Source organism: Mesorhizobium sp. M0715, from assembly GCF_040320355.1.
In the GTDB taxonomy this organism is placed as follows: Bacteria; Pseudomonadota; Alphaproteobacteria; order Rhizobiales; family Rhizobiaceae; genus Mesorhizobium.
The window spans coordinates 126,962-146,069 of the sequence record NZ_JAMYPL010000012.1 but is presented as its reverse complement, the minus strand read 5'-3'; the positions used below and the strand labels follow the sequence as shown (position 1 = coordinate 146,069).

Annotated in this window: 20 protein-coding genes and 1 tRNA gene; 14 read left to right on the top strand and 7 right to left on the bottom strand. The window is 63.8% G+C overall.

Going from position 1 to position 19,108, the window contains the following annotated elements:
- The first annotated feature begins 31 nt into the window (after positions 1–31).
- The 5 genes from NKI21_RS16850 to NKI21_RS16830 are packed head-to-tail and all read left to right on the top strand — an operon-like array spanning position 32 to position 4,655.
- Entirely contained in the window at positions 32–1,285 is a 1,254-nt protein-coding gene (locus NKI21_RS16850) for an ABC transporter substrate-binding protein (RefSeq protein ID WP_352441061.1), read from the top strand.
- 3 nt (positions 1,286–1,288) lie between these two features.
- The gene (locus NKI21_RS16845) at positions 1,289–2,026 is read left to right on the top strand and encodes an ABC transporter ATP-binding protein (RefSeq protein WP_352441062.1); all 738 of its coding nucleotides are present in this window, start codon (positions 1,289–1,291) and stop codon (positions 2,024–2,026) included.
- Entirely contained in the window at positions 2,023–2,736 is a 714-nt protein-coding gene (locus NKI21_RS16840; RefSeq protein WP_127269236.1) for an ABC transporter ATP-binding protein, read from the top strand. Before NKI21_RS16845 ends, NKI21_RS16840 begins: the two co-directional genes overlap by 4 nt.
- 12 nt (positions 2,737–2,748) lie before the next feature.
- Positions 2,749–3,624 (top strand): branched-chain amino acid ABC transporter permease, encoded by an 876-nt coding sequence (locus NKI21_RS16835; protein ID WP_352441064.1) that lies wholly within the window; start codon positions 2,749–2,751, stop codon positions 3,622–3,624.
- Complete coding sequence (locus tag NKI21_RS16830) at positions 3,621–4,655, top strand: branched-chain amino acid ABC transporter permease (protein WP_352866417.1); 1,035 nt, start codon at positions 3,621–3,623, stop codon at positions 4,653–4,655. Before NKI21_RS16835 ends, NKI21_RS16830 begins: the two co-directional genes overlap by 4 nt.
- A gap of 24 nt (positions 4,656–4,679) precedes the next feature.
- Here NKI21_RS16830 and NKI21_RS16825 read toward each other — a convergent pair whose 3' ends face one another.
- From NKI21_RS16825 to NKI21_RS16810, 4 genes are all read right to left on the bottom strand, one after another.
- Entirely contained in the window at positions 4,680–5,996 is a 1,317-nt protein-coding gene (locus NKI21_RS16825) for a M20 family metallopeptidase (protein ID WP_352441067.1), read from the bottom strand.
- 58 nt (positions 5,997–6,054) lie between these two features.
- Complete coding sequence (locus NKI21_RS16820; RefSeq protein ID WP_128302676.1) at positions 6,055–6,960, bottom strand: MurR/RpiR family transcriptional regulator; 906 nt, start codon at positions 6,958–6,960, stop codon at positions 6,055–6,057.
- Between the two features lie 170 nt (positions 6,961–7,130).
- Positions 7,131–8,771 carry a peptidoglycan L,D-endopeptidase MepK gene (locus NKI21_RS16815; protein WP_502895929.1) on the bottom strand — a complete coding sequence of 547 codons (1,641 nt, stop codon included), beginning with the start codon at positions 8,769–8,771 and terminating at the stop codon, positions 7,131–7,133.
- A gap of 322 nt (positions 8,772–9,093) precedes the next feature.
- Positions 9,094–9,168 (bottom strand) — tRNA-Thr (locus NKI21_RS16810).
- 161 nt (positions 9,169–9,329) lie between these two features.
- Here NKI21_RS16810 and NKI21_RS16805 point away from each other — a divergent pair.
- The 9 genes from NKI21_RS16805 to yacG all read left to right on the top strand — a co-directional run bounded on the left by NKI21_RS16805 (position 9,330) and on the right by yacG (position 14,881).
- The gene (locus NKI21_RS16805; RefSeq protein ID WP_023809256.1) at positions 9,330–9,524 is read left to right on the top strand and encodes a hypothetical protein; all 195 of its coding nucleotides are present in this window, start codon (positions 9,330–9,332) and stop codon (positions 9,522–9,524) included.
- Positions 9,525–9,670: 146 nt separating this feature from the next.
- Entirely contained in the window at positions 9,671–10,963 is a 1,293-nt protein-coding gene (gene murA / locus NKI21_RS16800; protein ID WP_023809257.1) for a UDP-N-acetylglucosamine 1-carboxyvinyltransferase, read from the top strand.
- Between the two features lie 91 nt (positions 10,964–11,054).
- Entirely contained in the window at positions 11,055–11,489 is a 435-nt protein-coding gene (locus tag NKI21_RS16795; protein ID WP_023809258.1) for a DUF2948 family protein, read from the top strand.
- A gap of 7 nt (positions 11,490–11,496) precedes the next feature.
- Positions 11,497–12,789, top strand: a complete 1,293-nt coding sequence (gene hisD / locus NKI21_RS16790; RefSeq protein WP_352441082.1) for a histidinol dehydrogenase — start codon at positions 11,497–11,499, stop codon at positions 12,787–12,789.
- A 6-nt stretch (positions 12,790–12,795) separates the two neighbouring features.
- Positions 12,796–13,281: a UPF0262 family protein gene (locus NKI21_RS16785; protein WP_013530198.1), complete on the top strand. Its 486-nt coding sequence runs from the start codon at positions 12,796–12,798 to the stop codon at positions 13,279–13,281.
- Positions 13,269–13,730 (top strand): arsenate-mycothiol transferase ArsC, encoded by a 462-nt coding sequence (locus tag NKI21_RS16780; RefSeq protein WP_081734750.1) that lies wholly within the window; start codon positions 13,269–13,271, stop codon positions 13,728–13,730. The genes NKI21_RS16785 and NKI21_RS16780 overlap by 13 nt, the downstream gene beginning before the upstream one ends.
- 87 nt (positions 13,731–13,817) lie before the next feature.
- Entirely contained in the window at positions 13,818–14,036 is a 219-nt protein-coding gene (gene infA / locus NKI21_RS16775) for a translation initiation factor IF-1 (RefSeq protein ID WP_006200926.1), read from the top strand.
- Between the two features lie 21 nt (positions 14,037–14,057).
- Positions 14,058–14,687: a Maf-like protein gene (locus tag NKI21_RS16770; protein WP_023809261.1), complete on the top strand. Its 630-nt coding sequence runs from the start codon at positions 14,058–14,060 to the stop codon at positions 14,685–14,687.
- A complete protein-coding gene (gene yacG / locus NKI21_RS16765; protein WP_023809262.1) occupies positions 14,684–14,881 on the top strand; it encodes a DNA gyrase inhibitor YacG in 198 nt (65 codons plus the stop codon). The genes NKI21_RS16770 and yacG overlap by 4 nt, the downstream gene beginning before the upstream one ends.
- Before the next feature lie 16 nt (positions 14,882–14,897).
- Here the strand turns inward: yacG and NKI21_RS16760 are convergent, their stop codons facing one another.
- From NKI21_RS16760 to NKI21_RS16750, 3 genes are read right to left on the bottom strand one after another with little or no spacing between them, the layout of a single operon-like run.
- Positions 14,898–16,271: an alpha-glucosidase/alpha-galactosidase gene (locus NKI21_RS16760; RefSeq protein ID WP_352441083.1), complete on the bottom strand. Its 1,374-nt coding sequence runs from the start codon at positions 16,269–16,271 to the stop codon at positions 14,898–14,900.
- Between the two features lie 19 nt (positions 16,272–16,290).
- Entirely contained in the window at positions 16,291–17,958 is a 1,668-nt protein-coding gene (locus NKI21_RS16755) for an ABC transporter ATP-binding protein (protein WP_352676233.1), read from the bottom strand.
- Between the two features lie 10 nt (positions 17,959–17,968).
- On the bottom strand, positions 17,969–19,108 hold the full coding sequence (locus tag NKI21_RS16750) for an ABC transporter permease (protein WP_128302683.1): 1,140 nt from the start codon (positions 19,106–19,108) through the stop codon (positions 17,969–17,971).

Genomic DNA, 19,108 nt, shown 5'->3' with positions numbered 1-19,108 from the left:
GATGAACGGGAGGAAAACAGGGAACAGCACGATGAAGCCCAAATCCGCCGCAAGTCGAATCCGCCATATGCTGATGAGCACGACGCTGATCGGCATGTTTGCCGTGTCAGGCGCCCCCGCCTTTGCCGAAATCGTCAAGATCGGCCTGCTTGCGCCGCTGACCGGCCCTGCCGCGGCGGACGGCCAGGAATTCCAGCGCGGCGTGCAGATGGCCATCGACGAGGCCAACGCAGCCGGCGGCGTTGCCGGGGATACGTTCGAACTGGTGGTCGGCGACGTCAAGGATCAGTCCGCCGGCAACGTCACCAGCGCGGTCGAGCGCCTGCTTGGCGATCCGGGCGTGCACTTCATGCTGACCGGCTATGCCAGCCTGACCAATTTCGAGATCGACAACATGGCCGAAGCGGAAATGCCTTACATGCTGGCGGCCACCTCGCAGCAGACCAGGGACATCATCGCGCCGAGCCCCGATAAATACATGTGCTGCTGGTCGCTGACGCCTTCCTTCGACGCCTACAACACCGACGTCACCCTGTTCGTCGAGAAGCTCGCGGCCGACGGCAAGATCACCTTGCCGACCAAGAAGGTCGCCATCATCTCGTCCGACAACGCTTATTCGAAGACCATCTCCGAAGGCATGAAGAAGACCTTCAAGGAGAAGGGCTGGACCATCACCGTCGACGAGATCGTGCCCTTCGGCGAAGTGACCGACTGGCGTTCGATCCTCGCCAAGGTGCGCGAGAACGTTCCCGACGTCGTCATCAACACCGACTATCTGCCGGGCAATTCGGCGTCCTTCCTGAACCAGTTCCTCGAGCAGCCGACCAAGAGCCTCGTCTTCCTGCAATACGCACCGAGCGTTCCGGAATTCGTCGAACTGACCGGCAAGAAGTCGGATGGTGTCATCTACAACCTGCTCGGCGGCGCGCTGACGACGCCGAAGAACCCGCGGGCCGACGAGGTGGCAGCCAAGTTCAAGGCAAAATACGGCGTCGAGAGCGGCACCTACGGCATCGGCCTCTACGAAATGACCAATGTCTATTTCGACGCGGTCAAGAAGGTCGGCGGCGCATCCGACCATGCGGCGATCATGAAGGCGCTGTCGGAGACCGACAAGCAGGTCGCCGAAGGGCGGCTGAAATTCGATCCCGCCACCCACCTTGCCACACAGGGCGACGACTACATCCCGATCACCTTCTTCCAGATTTGGGACGGCCAGCGCACGCTGATCTCTCCGGAGAAATACGCCACCGGCGCCTTCAAGCTCCAGCCCTGGATGAAGTAGGGAATGGCCCTGCTTGAACTGGACGACGTGTCGAAGGCCTTCGGTTCGCTGAAGGCCGTCGACGGCGTGTCGTTCAAGGTCGAGGCCGGCGAGATCTTCGGTATCGCCGGCCCGAACGGCAGCGGCAAGAGCACGCTGTTCAACATCATCACCGGCATCCCGTTCGGCCCCGACCGGGGCAACATCCGCTTTGACGGCATTGCCATAAACGGCAAATCGGGACACGCCATCGCGCGCCTCGGCCTCGCCCGCACGTTTCAGCGCGAGACCAGCTTCGACGGGCTGACCGTGTTCGAGAACGCGCTGATCGGCGCCAGTTACGGCAAGCAGGAAAAGACAGCGGCCACGGCCCGCAATGCCGCCGCCGAGGCGCTGGAGTTCGTCGGTCTGGGATCTCAGTCGTTCGGCCGGCTTGCCGGCGAATTATCCGTGTTCGAGCGCAAATGCCTGATGCTTGCCACCGCGATTGCCATGCAGCCGCGCATGCTCTTGCTCGACGAGCCGGCATCGAGCCTGACCAAGCCCGAGATCGAGACGTCGATCGGCCTGATCCGCCGCACCGCCGAGCGCGGCATCACCATCCTTCTGATCGAGCACGTGCTGACCTTCCTGATGAGCCTTTCGCAGCATCTGCTGGTGCTCAACAATGGCCGTGTCCTGGCCGCCGGCGATCCGGCAGGCGTAATCGCCGATCCGCGCGTCATCGAAGCCTACCTCGGCACGAGGAGGTCGGCGGCGTGAACCCCATTCTCAGCGTCGAAGGCGTCACCGCCGGCTATGGCCGCGTCACCGTGCTGCACGATATCTCGCTGGAGGCCGGCCGTTTCGGCAATGTCGGCCTGTTCGGCCCCAACGGCCATGGCAAGACGACGCTGCTGCGCGCAGTCTCCGGGCTGCTGCAGCCGAAGAGCGGCCGCATCCTGTTCGACGGGCAAGACATTGCCGGCCGCAGCGCACGCGCCATCGTCGGCGCCGGCCTGATCCATGTGCCGCAAGGCAACCGGCTGTTTCCCGATCTCTCGATCGCCGACTGCATGGCGCTCGGAGCCTATTCGCCGCGGGCCCGGCCGCATGAGGCGGAGAACCGCGAGAAGGTGATCAAGCTGTTTCCGAAACTGGCGGAACGCTGGCGCCAGCGCGTGCGCACATTGTCGGGCGGCGAGCGCCAGATGGTGTCGATCGGCACCGCGCTGATGAGCCATCCGCGCCTGCTGATCCTCGACGAGCCGACGCTGGGGCTGGCACCCAAGATCAAGGACGAACTCTGCGCCTCCGTCATGGACATTTCGCGCGGCGGCGTGCCGCTGATCGTCGTCGAGCAGGATATCGAATTTCTGCTGGAACTGACGCAGCAACTCTACCTCGTCAACCATGGCGCCGTTGCGACCGAGATCAAGCCGGGCGAAAGCCTCGACCACGGCGAGATCATGTCGATGTATTTTGGCCATTAGGAAAATCCGAAGATGAGCGCATTGGCGGAAATCCTGTTCGGCGGCCTGTTCCAGGGCTCGCTCTACGCCATGATGGCGGTTGGGCTCGCTCTCGTCTGGACGACGATCGGCGTGTTCAATTTCAGCCATGGCGTGTTCATGATGCTGGGCGCCTACATCGCCTGGCAGCTGGTCGAACTCGGCCTGCCGGCGGCGGTCGCCTTTCCCATCGCCGTCGTCGTCATGGCCGGCGTCGGCTGGATCCTGCAGGCGAGCGTCGTGCGGCCGCTGATCGGCCGACCCAACATCGTGCTGGTCGTCGTCATCACCACGCTGGCAGCCGGGTCGCTGATCGAGAACGGCGCGCTGACCATCTGGGGACCGCGCTCGAAGCAGATCCCGGCGCTGATCGCCGGCAACACCACCATCGGCGGCGTCGGCGTCTCCCTGCACCAGATCGCCATCATCGTCATCACGCCGCTGATCCTGACCGCACTTTGGATGTTCCTCAACCGCACGCGGCTCGGGCTGGCGCTGCGCGCCGTGGCGCAAAACGAAGATGCCAGCCACCTTGTCGGGCTGAACGTCACCGCGCTCTATGGGCTGGCCTTCGCCATCGCCGCTTCGCTCGCCGGGCTCGCCGGCATCTTCATGGGCGGCTACCGTTTCATGTCGCCGGTGATGGGCAGCGACCCGCTGCTCAAGGCGCTGATCGTCGTCGTCTTCGGCGGCATATCGAGCATATCGGGCCCGATCTTCGCCGCCTATCTGATCGGCTTCTTCGAGGCAGCCTGCAGCTATTATTTCGGCTTGTACTGGACGCCGGCGCTGCTGTTCGGCGTGCTCATCCTGACCCTGATGGTGCGCCCCGAGGGCATCTTCGCCAGCCGCTCCCGAGGCCTAGCATGACCGACACGACATCGCTGATCGCGCCTGGCCACGCCGAGGCGGCAACCCCGATCGCTCCAGGCCGCACGCCGTGGAAGCAGGAGGCCATCGGCTTCGTGCTCGGCTTCGCGCTGCTGGCGCTGCTGCCGCTGATCTTCGGTGACACCTATGCCCGCCACATCCTGATCATGGCCTTCATCTATGCGATCGTCGCCTCGAACTGGGATCTTAGCCTCGGCTATGGCGGCGTTTTCAATTTCGGCCATCTGGCGCTGTTCGGCATCGGCGTCTATGCCTACAGCCTGCTGACCAAGCTGGCCGAATTCGACCCGTGGATCGCGCTGTTTGCCAGCGGTGTCATCGCCACGCTGGCGGCGATCCTTGTGACCATCCCGATCCTGCGGCTGAAGGGCATCTACATCATCCTGGTCACTTTCGGCTTCGCGCAGCTGGTCATGCAGGTGATCATCAGCCAGTCCGCCATCACCGGCGGCACGCAAGGGCTGGTGCGCATTCCCGGACTTTACGTGTTCGACCACAATATGGTCCGTGACGGCAAGTCAGCCTATTTCTACATCGCGCTGGCGATGCTGGTGGCGAGCACGCTGTTCCTGCGCGTGTTCGTGCGCTCACGCGCCGGGGCCAGTATCGTCGCCTTGCGCGACAATGAGGAATACGCCGTCAGCCGCGGCGTCTCGATCGTCCGCCAGCGCATGCTGACGCTTGCCGCGAGCGCCTTCTTCACCGGCATCGCCGGCGCCTTCTACGCCGCCTACCAGCGCAATGCCTCGATCGACGTCTTCGGCATGAGCCTGGCGACCATCATCCTGTCGATGGTGCTGCTCGGCGGCACCAGCACCATTTACGGCGCCATCATCGCTTCGTTCGTGCTGACGATCTTCGCCGAATGGATGGCCGATTTCGGTGCGTGGCGGCCGATGATCACGGCGGTGCTGATCATCGGCGTGATGCTGGCCTACCCGAGCGGCCTGGTCGGCATGATCAAGGCTTCATGGGGCGCCGTCGCCGGACGCCTGAAACGCCCGGCCTGACCGTTTCGGAATAGCGGCTCCGCCTCAGCGGATGCCGCACCAGTCGATGACCGAAGCAGCGATCACCTTGGCGGTCTCGACCACCGATTCGACCTCGACATATTCGTCGGAACCGTGAAAACCGTCGCCCGACGGGCCGAAGATGACACCGTCGACGCCGGCGCCGGCATAGTGCGCGGCATCGCACACAGCGACGAAGCCGCGCGCCTGCGGCGCCTTGCCGACCATGGCCTTGCGCTTCATCAGCGAGGTCACCAGCGGATGATCGACCGGGGTGTTCATCGGCGGGAAATACAGCCCGCCGAGCTCCCATTGGATCGCAGGCGGGTTGTCGCGCAGCCACGCATCGGTCTGGGCGAAATGGTGGACGAACGTCTCGAAATCGCGGCGGTAGTCGGCCGAGTTCTCATCGGGCAGGAATTTCATGTCGAGATCGAGCACCGCGACGTCGGGAATGATGGCCGGGTTGGTCATGACGGTCGGCAGGCCGTGTTCGCCAAGGCCGGTGCCGCCATGCATGACGCCGATGTTGATCGTGTTCATACCGAGCGGCAGCAATGGATGCGATTTCGCCCGCGTCCGGTCCAGTTCATACTGGCGCACGGCGGCGATGAAGCGAGCGGCGATCTCGATGGCGTTGACGCCCGGCTCGAGCCGGTCCTTGTCGTGGCGCTGCGGATAAATCTCGTTGTAGCGCAGCGCCGAATGGGCGTTGCGGCCGCGGATCGTCACCCGCGCCCATTCGAGCCCGCCTTCGACGGGCAGGACATCGCCCCAGGTCGGTTCGGCGACCAGCACCGCCTTGGCGAGCTTGCCCTTCTTCACCGCGTCCATGGCGCCGAAGCCGCCGGCTTCCTCGTCGACGACGGAATGGATGGCCAGCCGGCCCTGCAGCGTGATGCCCGCCTTGCGGATCGCATGTGCTGCGGCGACGCAAGCGGCGACGCCGCCCTTCATGTCGACGGCGCCGCGGCCATAAAGGCGGCCATTGGTGATCTCGCCGCCGAACGGATCCACCGACCAGTCCTTCATCGCGCCGACCGGCACGACGTCGATGTGGCCGCACAGGATCAGGCTGCGGTCCTCGTCTCCCGCCCATTCGCCGACCAGATTGGGCCGGCCGGGCAAGGCATCCCATTGCTCGGTCTTGAACCCGTCCTGCCTGAGGATCGGTTCGAGCAGCGCCTGGACATCCGCCTCGCGGTTGATCGCCGGGTTGGGCTCGAATTTGGGGTTGACCGAAGGGATGCGAACCATGTCGCGGGTCAGGCCGATCAACCAGTCGCGATCGGTCTCGATCTCAGCCTGCACGGCATCGATGATGGTCTGGTTGTCGGGCATTGTCGCTTCCTTCTCTGCGTCGCGGCGCTTTGCAATCGCTGCACTGGGCGCAACGACACTATTTCCTTGTGGTTTTGGATTTGGCGGCGTCGTCGGCCGATGACGACAGGGCGGTATCGAGCGTGACCGCATTGGCGCTGCGGATCCTTTCGATGTCCTCGATGCGCTTGCGCACCCCGGCGCCGTGGCTCTCCAGCGCGTGGGCAAACACGGTTTCCATCTGGGCAACGGCCGTCGCCAGCGTGTCGAACGGCGAGTTGGCGTCGATCGCGGCGACCATGGTCAGGTCCGCTATGTCAGATATCGGCGACAGCCAGACATCGGTGAACAGCAGGATGGAGACGCCGCGCTCCTTGGCCTGCTGGGCAAAGCTCACCACGTCCGACTGGTAACGCCGGTAGTCGAACACGACGAGGAGGTCGCGCTTGCCAAGGTCGATCAACAGGTCGAAATCGGCGGGGCTCAACGAACCGATGTCGCGCACGCCGGAGCGGAACTGCAGGAGGTAGCCGGCCAGCATGGAGGCGATATGCCGGCTGAACCGGCCGCCCAGCAGCACGACCTGGCCCTTGCTCTCCAGCAGCATGTTGACGGCGCGCGTGTAGGCCTGCACCGGCACTGCCGTGCGGGTGCGCTCCAGGCTGTCTGAAACCGAATGGAAATAGGTAAGTGCGGTGCCTTCGCTGGAGCCGCCCGGACGCTTGGCCTCCATCATCAAAAGCGGCGAATGCAGCCTGGATTCGACTTCGGTGAGCAGGCGTGCCTGGAAGTCGGCAAAGCCGACATAGCCAAGCTTGGTCATCAGCCGCGTCACGCTCGGGTCGCTGACGCCGGCGCGCCGTGCCAGCCGGGTCGCGGTGCCCAGCCCCGACATCGGATAATCGGCGAGCAGGACCTGGACGATCTTCTCTTCCGCGGAGGTGAACGCCACGGTCGTATTGGCCAGTTCTTCGCGGATCGACATTGTCATCGCCTATCGTCGACGGAAAGACAATTATCTTACAATTTCGCACATGTTTGTCAAATTTGGAACTTTTCTTACAGAACCATCGAGAGTTCGGCATGACTTGCAATCCCATGACAGCCAAGCCAGTCGTGCAACACATCCACGTCGGCTCGAACGAGGGCTTGCGTCTATCTGAAGCTGGCGATGGGCAGGAACTTGACCGCTGAACCGGTGAAGCGTCGGTGATCGGAGGTCTGTCCTCGCGGCTGGAATCCATCGAGATAGATGTGCTCCGGCGCTGTGCGGATGAGATTGGCGGCAATGACGGACGCCGCCGCAGGGCTAGCTCCGCCGGCGATGCCACGACCCGTCTCAATCAGCCGGCCGGACAACGCTGCCGGCACGATGACCGCGGTGGCTTCGGGATCGAGATTTGGCTGGACACGGTCGGCCTTCGGGCTGGTCCTGACGCGATCTTCGGGCTTCGATTGGGCAACCGAGACCCGCTGGCCGGCCAACCCATTGTGGCCGTCATCGGCGTGGTTCAAGGCCAGCAAGGCAGCGACCGCATCGCCGGCTTTGTCTGCTTCAGGCTGGCGCATCGGGCTTGTCAAGCTTTCCGGTCGCCATGTCGGCAACGGGATGTTGAGCGCCACAAGGTCCGGCGCGCCGCTCGCGGGGCCGGCATCCGACTTGCCCGAGGGAATTTCAGCATCGGTTGCCGCTGGATTGGCCAGTTCGGCCCGCGCCGTGGAAGCGTTGGCTGTTGCAAGTTGCGCGATTTGCGGGGTCGGAATGCTGGTCGTTGGCCCGGTGCGCGGGGCGAAGGCTGGCAGCGGCACTGAGCCCGGCGCCATCGCCATGACGATCGCTTCAGGCGTCTTTCCTTCCGGCCCAATCGACGATTCTTCGACCCGATCGACGGAAGCCATCTGGATGTCAGCGCGCTGGGCATCCTGCGGCGGCACGATCGCGATGCCGGCGGGCCTGGGTTCAACGGACTTGGCCGGCTTGCGTGGCGCCGGCACCGCTTCGGCGACATCATCGGTCTCGTCCGCGCCGCGCCCGCCCAAAAGCGTCGCCAGCAGGCCGCGCGGCCTGCGTTGGCCGCCGTCGGCACTTGCCAGGTCGATGTTGGGCGCGCCGGTGCCCTTGCGCGACTTGTAGGCGGCAAACGCCTGCCCATAACCGGGCAGCGGTTTGCCGTCGCTCGGCACATGCAGCGTATTGCCGTTCGGGAATACCCTTGCGAGTTCCTGGCGGCTGATGCCAGGCCAATGCCGCACATTGCCGACATCCATATGTATGAAAGGCGAGCCGGAGGTCGGGTAATAGCCTACGCCGCCGCCCTGCATCTTGAGGCCGATGTCGCGCAGCTTCTTCAGCGGCACATCCGGCAGGAAGAAGTCCATCGCGCGGCCAACCATGTGTTGGCTTTCCCGAGCCACGCCCTTCGAGCGGCTGCGCAGCATGGCGTTCGTCGCTGGCGACCGATAGGCGCTGACCACGTGAATATAGGCTGTCGAGCCGCTGGCGCGATAGGCCTGCCAGACAAGATCGAGCAGGCGCGGATCCATCTTCGTCGGTTCGTTGCGACGCCAGTCGCGCAGCATCAAATTGATCTTCTTCAATCCCGCCGGATCATAGCGCCCATTGCGCTTGAACACGATTTCAGCCTTCTCGCCCGTATGGAGATGTTGAATCTTCAAAGCACGCGTCTCCGCGAACGCGCCGGTAACGAACAGACATAAGAACGCTGCCATGATGGCCGGCAGTGTCCAAAGACGGGAAGCACCGGGGGCGTTTTGCACGTTTTCGCTCACGTTCATGCCTTGCACGTTCTTTTGTTTCGGGCGGTTTTAGGTTCCGCCCAGATCAGGAGCCTTTCGGCCCTCTTCCTGACAAGCATGGACTTGACCGACGCAGACGGGCATCCATGCCACAATACGTCATGTCGATGAACAGCATCTTGGTTAACGAATCGTGTCTTGCCGGGAATGCGCTTCGGCTGGAGTTGCCTGTGGCAGCCATTTTCTGGAGCAATGCACCGCTGATGAGGTCCGCCAGCACGACGGCCGCGCCGTTCCCGTGTAGCCGCCTCGCCCTTGCAAATGCAGAGGACGAATGTGCGGCAACAAGGATGTTGGAAACTGGTGCTGCGAGAGAGGATTGAACTCTCGACCTCTCCCTTACCAAGGGAGTGCTCTACCACTGAGCTACCGCAGCCGCTGATGGCGGGGCTTCTGCCATATCGAACCGGCAAGCGCAAGGCCAAGCGCAACGCTTCTGTGAAAGCCTTTGCCGGATAGCTTTTAATGACATGGGGGCGCCACAATGTTGGCTATCCCTGAATGGCGGGCTGGCTGCTCACGGGCCAGAGCGGGACAATGGATGACAAGGCAATTCCAGTGAAAAAGGATGGTCCACCGAATAACAGCGCAACAATCCGCAAGGATCGGCTGGCAGAGCAATTGCGCGCCAATCTGCAGAAGCGCAAGGCGCAGTCACGCTCGCGGCGCACCGGAGATGCAGATCAACGGCCGGACGGGCTCGCTGCATCGAAGGAAATACAAAAAGATTAACTCAAATCGGCCACTCTTGGCCCGGGGTGGGCGAAATCCCATTTCTTGAACCAGCGTAATTCTTGAACCAGATCGGCCAATGGTCTAGACGGGCCGCTACTCAAACGATTGAACCGGCCCTGTTTGGCCGAGAGGGACTTTCTTCCATGGATCGCATCAGAATTGTCGGGGGCAACCAGCTCTCCGGAAGCATTCCGATCTCGGGCGCGAAAAACGCGGCGTTGCCTTTGATGATCGCCTCGCTTTTGACCGACGACACGCTGACGCTGGAAAACGTGCCGCATCTGGCCGATGTCGAGCAACTGATCCGCATCCTGGGCAACCACGGCGTCGATTATTCGGTCAATGGCCGCCGCGAGAAGCAGAATGAGGGCTATTCGCGCACCATCAACTTCTCCGCCCGCAACATCGTCGACACCACAGCGCCCTACGAGCTGGTGTCGAAGATGCGCGCCTCGTTCTGGGTGATCGGCCCGCTGCTGGCCCGCATGGGCGAAGCAAAAGTGTCGCTGCCGGGCGGTTGCGCCATCGGCACGCGGCCGGTCGATCTGTTCCTCGAGGGCCTGCAGGCGCTGGGTGCCGACATCGACGTCGACACCGGCTATGTCATCGCCAAGACAAGGAATGGCCGCCTTGTCGGCAACCGCTATATCTTCCCGAAGGTCTCGGTCGGCGCCACCCATGTGCTGATGATGGCCGCGGCGCTCGCCAAGGGCGAGACGGTGCTGGAAAACGCGGCTTGCGAGCCCGAGATCGTCAACCTCGCCGAGTGCCTCAATGCCATGGGTGCGAAGATTTCCGGCGCCGGCACGCCGACAATCACCATCGACGGCGTCGAATCGCTCTCCGGTGCGCGCGTACGCGTCATTCCCGACCGCATCGAGACCGGCACCTATGCCATGGCCGTCGCCATGACCGGCGGCGACGTCGTGCTCGAAGGTGCGCGTCCGGATCTGCTGCAGACCGCACTGGACGTGATCGCCCAGACGGGTGCGGAGATCACGCCGACCAATTCCGGCATTCGTGTGAGGCGCAACGGCGCCGGCATTGCGCCGGTCGACGTGACGACGGCGCCGTTTCCGGCCTTCCCGACCGATTTGCAGGCGCAGTTCATGGGCCTGATGACGATGGCCAAGGGCAAGTCGCGCATCACCGAGACGATCTTCGAGAACCGCTTCATGCATGTGCAGGAACTGGCGCGGCTCGGCGCTCACATCACGCTTTCGGGCCAGACGGCGATCGTCGACGGCGTGCCGAAACTGAAGGGCGCGCCGGTCATGGCGACCGATCTTCGCGCCTCTGTCTCGCTGGTCATCGCCGGCCTGGCGGCGGAAGGCGAGACGACGGTCAACCGCGTCTACCATCTCGACCGCGGCTTCGAGCGGCTGGAAGAAAAGCTATCCAACTGCGGCGCGGTGATCGAGCGGATTTCCGCATAGGCCAATCGCAAGGCCTCGCGGTGCGGTTGCGCGGACGGGAAAGACCGCCTAACAGAAGGTTCAGTTATCAACCTTCAGGTGCGAAATCCGCATGACTGCCCTTAAGCTTATCGCGCTCGACGATCAGGATCTGAGCATCGTTTCGGCCCATGTCCAGGATGCCGTGATGAAGGTCAGCGACCTCGAATTCCTGCCTGCGGCCAAGCGTTTCCTGCTGACCATGAACCGTTTCGTCTGGGAGGCCAAATCCGGCCTGTTTCGCCAGCACAATGAGCGGCGGCAGGCGGTGCTGCATTTCGACCGGGTGCTCGGCGCCAAGACCAACGGCATCGCCCGCGACAAGCCCAATGAGGTCCTGTCGCTGCTGGCGATCAGCTTCATCGAGATCAGCAAGCCGGCGGGCATCGTCGAGCTGATCTTTGCCGGCGGCGGCACGATCATGCTCGACGTCGAATGCATCGAGGCGCGCCTTGCCGATATTGGCGGGGCGTGGGAAGCCACCTCGCGCCCCATCCACAAGGCCTGAGCGTCCGATGGCCATCAAGCTTCGTCAGTCCGACGCCGATTTCGAGCAGCGTTTCGCCGCCTTCCTGTTGACCAAGCGGGAAGTGTCCGCCGACGTTGATGCCGCGGTGCGCGACATCATCGCGCGCGTGCGCGCCGAAGGCGACGCGGCGCTGATCGACTATTCACAGAAATTCGATCGCGCCGATCTGACTGGATTGGGCATCGCCGTCTCGAAGGACGACATCGCTCAAGCTTACAAGGCTGCCGACTCAAAGACGATCGAGGCGCTGGAATTCGCGCGAGACCGTATCCGCTCCCACCATGAGCGGCAGCGGCCGAAGGATGATCGCTATACGGATGCCGCCGGCGTCGAGCTCGGCTGGCGCTGGACGGCGGTCGAGGCGGTCGGGCTCTATGTGCCGGGCGGCACGGCGAGCTATCCAAGCTCGGTGCTGATGAACGCCATACCGGCCAGGGTGGCCGGGGTCGAGCGCATCGTCATGGTCGTGCCGGCGCCCGGCGGCATCATCAATCCGCTGGTGCTGGTGGCGGCCGACATATCAGGCGTGTCGGAAATCTACCGTGTCGGCGGCGCCCAGGCGATCGCAGCCCTCGCCTACGGCACCCGGACTATAAAGCCGGTCGCCAAGATCGTCGGCCCGGGCAATGCCTATGTCGCGGCGGCCAAGCGCCAGGTGTTCGGCACCGTCGGCATCGACATGATCGCCGGGCCGTCGGAAGTGCTCGTCGTGGCCGACGGCAGCAACGATCCGGACTGGATCGCGGCCGACCTGCTGGCCCAGGCCGAGCACGATGCATCGGCGCAATCGATCCTGGTCACCGACGATCCGGCCTTCGGCATCGCTGTCGAACAAGCGGTCGAGCGCCAGTTGCAGAGCCTGCCGCGGGCCGAAACGGCTGCGGCGAGCTGGCGCGATTTTGGCGCCGTGATCCTGGTTCCAACCATTGAATCCGCGCTGCCGCTGGTCGACCGCATCGCCGCCGAACATGTCGAACTGGCCATCGACGATGCCGAGGGTTTCCTGGCGCGGATGCGCAATGCCGGTGCCGTCTTTCTCGGCCGCCACACGCCGGAAGCCATCGGCGACTATGTCGGCGGCTCCAACCATGTGCTGCCGACGGCACGCTCGGCGCGCTTCTCGTCGGGCCTGTCGGTGCTCGATTTCGTCAAGCGCACGTCGATCCTCAAGCTTGGACCGGAGCAGTTGCGTATCTTGGCGCCGGCGGCGATTGCGCTCGCCAAGGCGGAAGGCCTTGAGGCGCATGGACGCTCCGTCGCCATACGGTTGAACATGTAGGCGGCGATGTCTGGCCCCGATCAAACCCGCGCCAGGCTGATCGATGTCGAACTCGATGAATCGATCGGCCGGTCGACACCCGATGTCGAGCATGAACGCGCGGTGGCGATCTTCGACCTGATCGAGGAGAACAGTTTTCAGCCCGTCAATGACAGCGGCGACGGCCCTTACCGGCTGAAACTGTCGCTGGCCGAGCAGCGCCTGGTGTTTGCCGTGGCGCGCGAGGATGGCACCGCCGTCGTCACTCATATCCTGTCGCTGACGCCGCTGAGGCGCATCGTCAAGGATTACTATATGATCTGCGAAAGCTACTACGACGCCATCCGTTCCTCGACGCCGAGCCACATCGAGGCGATCGACATGGGCCGCCGCGGCCTGCACAATGAAGGTTCGCAGACGCTGATGGACCGGCTATCCGGCAAGATCGACATAGACTTCGATACGGCGCGCCGGCTGTTCACGCTGGTCTGCGTACTGCACTGGCGGGGCTAGCCCTGGCACCCGGCGCCCTACCCCGTTCGATCCTGTTCCTGTGCGGCATGAATGCCGTGCGCTCGCCAATGGCAGAGCAGCTGGCGCGCCGCATGCTGCCCGCGGCCATCTTTGTCGCTTCGGCCGGCGTTCGCGCCGGCGAGCGCGATCCGTTCGTCGATGCGGTGCTTGCCGAGGAAGGCCTGTCGTTGGGCGAGCGTCACCCACGGACCATGGACGATCTCGAGGACGATTATTTCGACCTCATCGTCACGCTGGCGCCGGAAGCGCACCACGCCGCACTTGAACTCACCCGCTCGCTCGCTGTCGAGGTCGAATACTGGCCGACGCCGGACCCGACCGACGCCGCCGGCACGCGCGAACAGATCATGGCGGCCTACCGGGACGTGCGCGAGCGCCTGAAAGCGCGGATCGGGCGTCGATTCACACCTCCGGAGGCCGCCGATTAAGCGTGTTCACAAGCGGACGATTATCATATAGGTTCCGCCGAAATTCCGGCCAGGGCGCTGGAACTACCATCCAAGCAAAGGTATCGAATGCCGAAGGAAGAAGTCCTCGAGTTTCCGGGTGTCGTGACGGAATTGTTGCCGAACGCGATGTTCCGGGTAAAGCTCGAAAACGAACACGAAATCATCGCCCATACGGCCGGCCGCATGCGCAAGAACCGCATCCGCGTGCTGACCGGCGACAAGGTTCTGGTCGAGATGACGCCATACGACCTGACCAAGGGCCGCATCACCTATCGTTTCAAGTAAGCAAAGCCCGACTGGTCCGCGATGAGCATTTTGCAGAAGCTGGTGCTTGCCTCGGGTTCGCCGCGCCGAATCGAGCTCTTGCAGCAGGCCGGCATCGAGCCGGACCGCGTGCTGCCGGCCGATGTCGACGAAACGCCGCTGCGTGCAGAGCATCCGCGCTCGCTGGCCAAGCGGCTGTCGAAGGAAAAGGCCGAGAAGGCGTTCGCGTCGCTGAAAACCGAAGCCGACTACGCGCCGGGCTTCGTGCTGGCCGCGGATACGGTCGTCGCCGTCGGGCGGCGCATCCTGCCCAAGGCAGAAACCCTCGACGACGCCGCCAACTGCCTCGGGCTGTTGTCGGGCCGTTCGCACCGGGTCTATTCCGGCATCTGCCTGATCACCCCGGGCGGCAAGCTGCGTCAGCGGCTGGTCGAGACGCGGGTGCGCTTCAAGCGGCTGCCGCGCGAGGAGATCGACGCCTATGTCGCGTCGGGCGAATGGCGCGGCAAAGCGGGTGGTTACGCCGTCCAGGGTCTCGCCGGCGCCTTCGTCGTCAAGCTGGTCGGCTCCTACACCAACATCGTTGGGCTGCCGCTGTATGAGACCGTCGCGCTGTTGAGCGGCGAAGGCTTCAAGGTGCATGGCGGCTGGCTGGCGGGAACCCGGCTGTGAATTCCGACTCCAAAGTCACGCCCTTACGCCCAAAGCGCCCCTGCCCCGAATGCGGCAAGCCCTCGGCGCGCGACACCTTTCCGTTCTGCTCGACGCGCTGCAAGGACATCGACCTCAACCGCTGGCTGAAGGGCGCCTATGTCATCAAGGCCCGCGATGACGAGGAAGAGACGGACCCCGACGCTCCGAATTAAGGCTGGGCGCCGCCGATCAGGCGGCGGCCTCGTTCTTGCGCTTCAAGCGCGCCCAGGCAGGCAGCCATTCACCATGAGCAGCCAAGAGATCATCGACCAGTGACCAGATCTGGTCGAGATCGAGTTCGGCCGCGGTATGCGGGTCCATCATCGCCGCGTGGTAGATGTGTTCGCGGTTCTCCGTCATCAGCGCTCGCACCGTCAGTTCCTGCACGTTGATGTTGGTGCGGATCAGCGCGGTCAATTGCGGCGGCAACTCGCCAATATAGGTCGGCTGGATGCCGGAGGCATCGACCAGGCACGGCACTTCGGCGGCGCAATCCCGGGGCAGCGAGGTGATGCAGCCATTGTTGCGGACATTGCCGTAGATCACCGACGGCTCGCCGGTCCAGACCGAATTCATGATCGAGGAGGCATATTCCCGGGACTGCTCGACTTCGATGCGATCGGCCGAACGGTAGGCTTCCGCCTGCCCCTTCCAGCGCTCGATCTGCTCGATGCAGCGCTTGGGATACTCATCCAGCGGGATGCCGTACTTCTCGATCAGGTCCGGGCGGCCGTTCTTGATGAAATAGGGCGTGTATTCGGCGAAATGTTCCGAGCTCTCGGTGACGAAATAGCCGAGCCTGGTCAGCATCTCGTAGCGCACCTTGTTGGGGCAGCGCGGGTTCCAGCCGGGCTTCGGCGCGCGGCCCTCGCGATAGGCGCGCACGAGATCGGGATAGAGGTCGCGGTAGGAACCGTCCGGCTGGCGATGCTCGAAGCTGAGATAGAAGGCCATGTGGTTGATGCCGGCCGAGCGATAGCGGATCTCTTCGTAGGGAAGGTCGAGATCGTGCGCCAGCTCCATTGCCGTGCCCTGCACGGAATGGCAGAGACCGACCTGCCTGATGTCAGGGTATTTCTCCGCTATCGCCCAGGTGTTGATCGCCATCGGGTTGACATATTGCAGCATGATCGCCTGCGGGCAGACGGCGAGCATGTCCTCGCAGATCTTCCACAGATGCGGCACGGTCCTCAAGCCGCGCATAATGCCGCCGACGCCGAGCGTGTCGGCGATCGTCTGGCGCAGGCCGTATTTCTTCGGCACTTCGAAGTCGGTGACCGTGCAGGGCTCGTAGCCGCCGATCTGGAAGGCGACGACGACGAAATCTGCGCCCGCCAGCGCCTTGCGCTGGTCCGAATGGGTCTCGGCCTTCGCCTTGACGCCGAGCGTCGCGATCAGCTTGTTGACGACGATGGCGCTCTCTTCCAGCCGCTGCGGATTGATGTCCATCAGCGCGATGGTCGCGCCGGAAAGCGACGGGCGCTGCAGCACGTCGCCGACAATGTTCTTCATGAACACCGTCGAGCCTGCGCCGATGAAAGTGATCTTGGGATTTCTTGCCATGCTAACCTCCGGCATATGTTCAGGCCACGTCGAAAGCGGCCCTGACGAGCCGTTCCGTGTAGGCGGTCTTGGGATTGGACAGGACGTCGTCGACGGGGCCCTGCTCGACGATCTTGCCGTTCTGCATGACGATCACGCGATGGCACAGTGCGCGCACCACCTTGAGGTCGTGCGAGATGAAGAGGTAGCTGAGGCCGCGCTCGTCCTGCAGCTTGCGCAACAGGTCGATGATCTGCGCCTGGACGGAGAGATCCAGCGCCGATGTCGGCTCGTCGAGCAGGATGAATTCGGGTTCGAGTGCGATGGCGCGGGCGATCGCGATGCGCTGGCGCTGGCCACCGGAGAATTCGTGCGGAAACCGTGACAGTATATCGCCCGGCATGCCGGCGCTGACCAGCGCGTCGCGCACCCGTTCGACCCGCTCGCGCCGCGTCGCCCCTATGCTGTTGACGATCAGCCCTTCCTCGATGATCTGGCCGATCGTCATGCGCGGGTTGAGCGAGGAGAACGGATCCTGGAAGACGATCTGCATGCGCGAGCGCAACGGCCGCATCTGCGCCCGCGACAGGCCGTGGATCGGCTTGCCGTCGAAACGGATCTCGCCGCGCTTGGCGTCGATCAACCTGAGCAGGGCCTGGCCGAAGGTGGTCTTGCCTGAACCGGACTCGCCGACCAGCCCCAGCGTCTCGTGGCGACAGAGTTTCAGGCCGAGATCGTCGACGGCGACCAGCTCTCGCCAGTCCGGTTTCAGGAAGGTGCCGTGGCGCAGCATGAATGAGACGCGCACGCCGCTGGCCTCCAGGATGGTGCCGCAGCCCTCCGGCAGCGGCTTCGGCTGCCCCTGCGGCTCGGAAGCCAGCAGCCGTCTCGTATAGGGGTGCTGTGGATTGGCGAACAGCCGTTCGGTGACGTTGTGCTCGCACATTTCGCCATGCTGCATGACATAAACGTAGTCGGAGAACTGGCGCACCACGGTCAGGTCGTGGGTGATCAGGATCACCGCCATGCGCAGTTCTTTTTGCAGGCTGCGGATCAGGTTCAGGATCTGCGCCTGGACGGTGACATCGAGCGCTGTGGTCGGCTCATCCGCGATCAGCACATCGGGATTGTTGGCCAGCGCCATGGCGATCATCACCCGCTGGCGTTGCCCGCCCGATAGCTGGTGCGGGTATTGCTTGAGCCGCGCGGCGGGATCGGGAATCTGCACATGCTGCAGAAGTTCCAGTGCGCGCGCCCAGGCCTGCTTGCGGCTGACTTTGCGATGCACCCGGATCGCCTCGACGATCTGGCTGCCGACCGTATAGATCGGGTTGAGCGAGCTCATCGGCTCCTGGAAGATCATCGAGATGCGGTTGCCGCGCAGCTTGCGCCGGGCGCTCTCGGGAAATTTCAGGATGTTTTGCCCGTCATAGCAGACGCTCGATCCGGGGGACACGGTGGCGCGCCGCGACAGAAGGCCCATGACGGTGCGCGCCGTCACCGACTTGCCCGAACCGGATTCGCCAACGATGGCGATCGTCTCGCCGCGATAGAGCTGAAACGAGATGTCCTTGACCGCGTCGACGACGCCATGCTCGACCTTGAAGGCCACGGCGACGTTGCGGGCGTCGATGATCGGCTGGCCCCGGCGTCCGTCATGGTCGTGACGGACGGTTGGTGCGAAGGATTCGGCGAGCGCGACGGACATCTCAGGCACCTCAATAAGGGTCGACGGCGTCGCGCAGGCCATCGCCCAGCGCGTTGAAGGCAAAGACGGTGACGAGCACGAAACCGACCGGCGACAGGATCCAGGGATAGGTGCCGATGACGGAATAGGTCGCGGTGTCCTGCAGCATCAGACCCCACGAGATCAGCGGCGGCTTGACGGCGAAGCCGAGGAAACCGAGGAAGGATTCGAGCAGCACCACCGTCGGGATCGCCAGCGTCACGGCGACAATCACATGGCTCATCACATTGGGGAAGATGTGCTGCATGATGATGCGACGGTCGGTGGCGCCGACCGCCATGGCGGCGCGCACATACTCGATCCGCGCCAGCGCCAAAGTCTTGCCGCGCACCTCGCGAGACATCTGCGCCCAACCCAAGGCCGACATGACGATGATGACGAAAGCGAGGAAGACGTTGGTGGGAGCGGTGACCGGGATCAGCGTCGTCAGCGCCAGATAGAGCGGCAGCTGCGGGAAGGCGAGCACCAGTTCGACGAAGCGCTGCATCCAGACATCGAACCTGCCGCCAAAATAGCCGGAGACCATGCCGACGGTGGTGCCGATGACGGTGATGATGAAGACGACCGTCAGCGCGATCATTAGCGAGACGCGCGAGCCATGGATGGCACGCGACAGCACGTCGCGGCCGAACTTGTCGGTGCCCAGGAAATGCACCGGCTGGCCGTCCAGCGAGCCGAACAGATGCCGGTCCGCCGGCAACAGCCCGAAGAGCTTGTAAGGCGCGCCATGCACGAAGAAACCAAGCAGCCTTGGATGATCGTAGTCGGGACCGACGACGGGCTGGAAAGTGACCGGATCGAGGTCCGCCGAATCGGCCAGCGCATAGACCCTCGGCCGCGCGACGAAACCGCCATCTCTGTCATGGAAAACAGGCACCTGCGGAGGCGCGAAGCCGACATCCGTCACCTTCGGGTCCATTGGCGCGATGAACTCGGCGAACACGGCCATCACCAGCAGCAGCACGACGAGCCAGAGCCCGGCCATGCCGGTCCAGGAGCGCTTCAGCCGGCGCCAGACAAGGGCGAGGTAGCTTTCGTTACCGCGCGCCGGTTTGGCTACGATGCGACCTTCGGCCGGCAGCGGTGGAGGGGATGGATCGCGCGCCAGCAT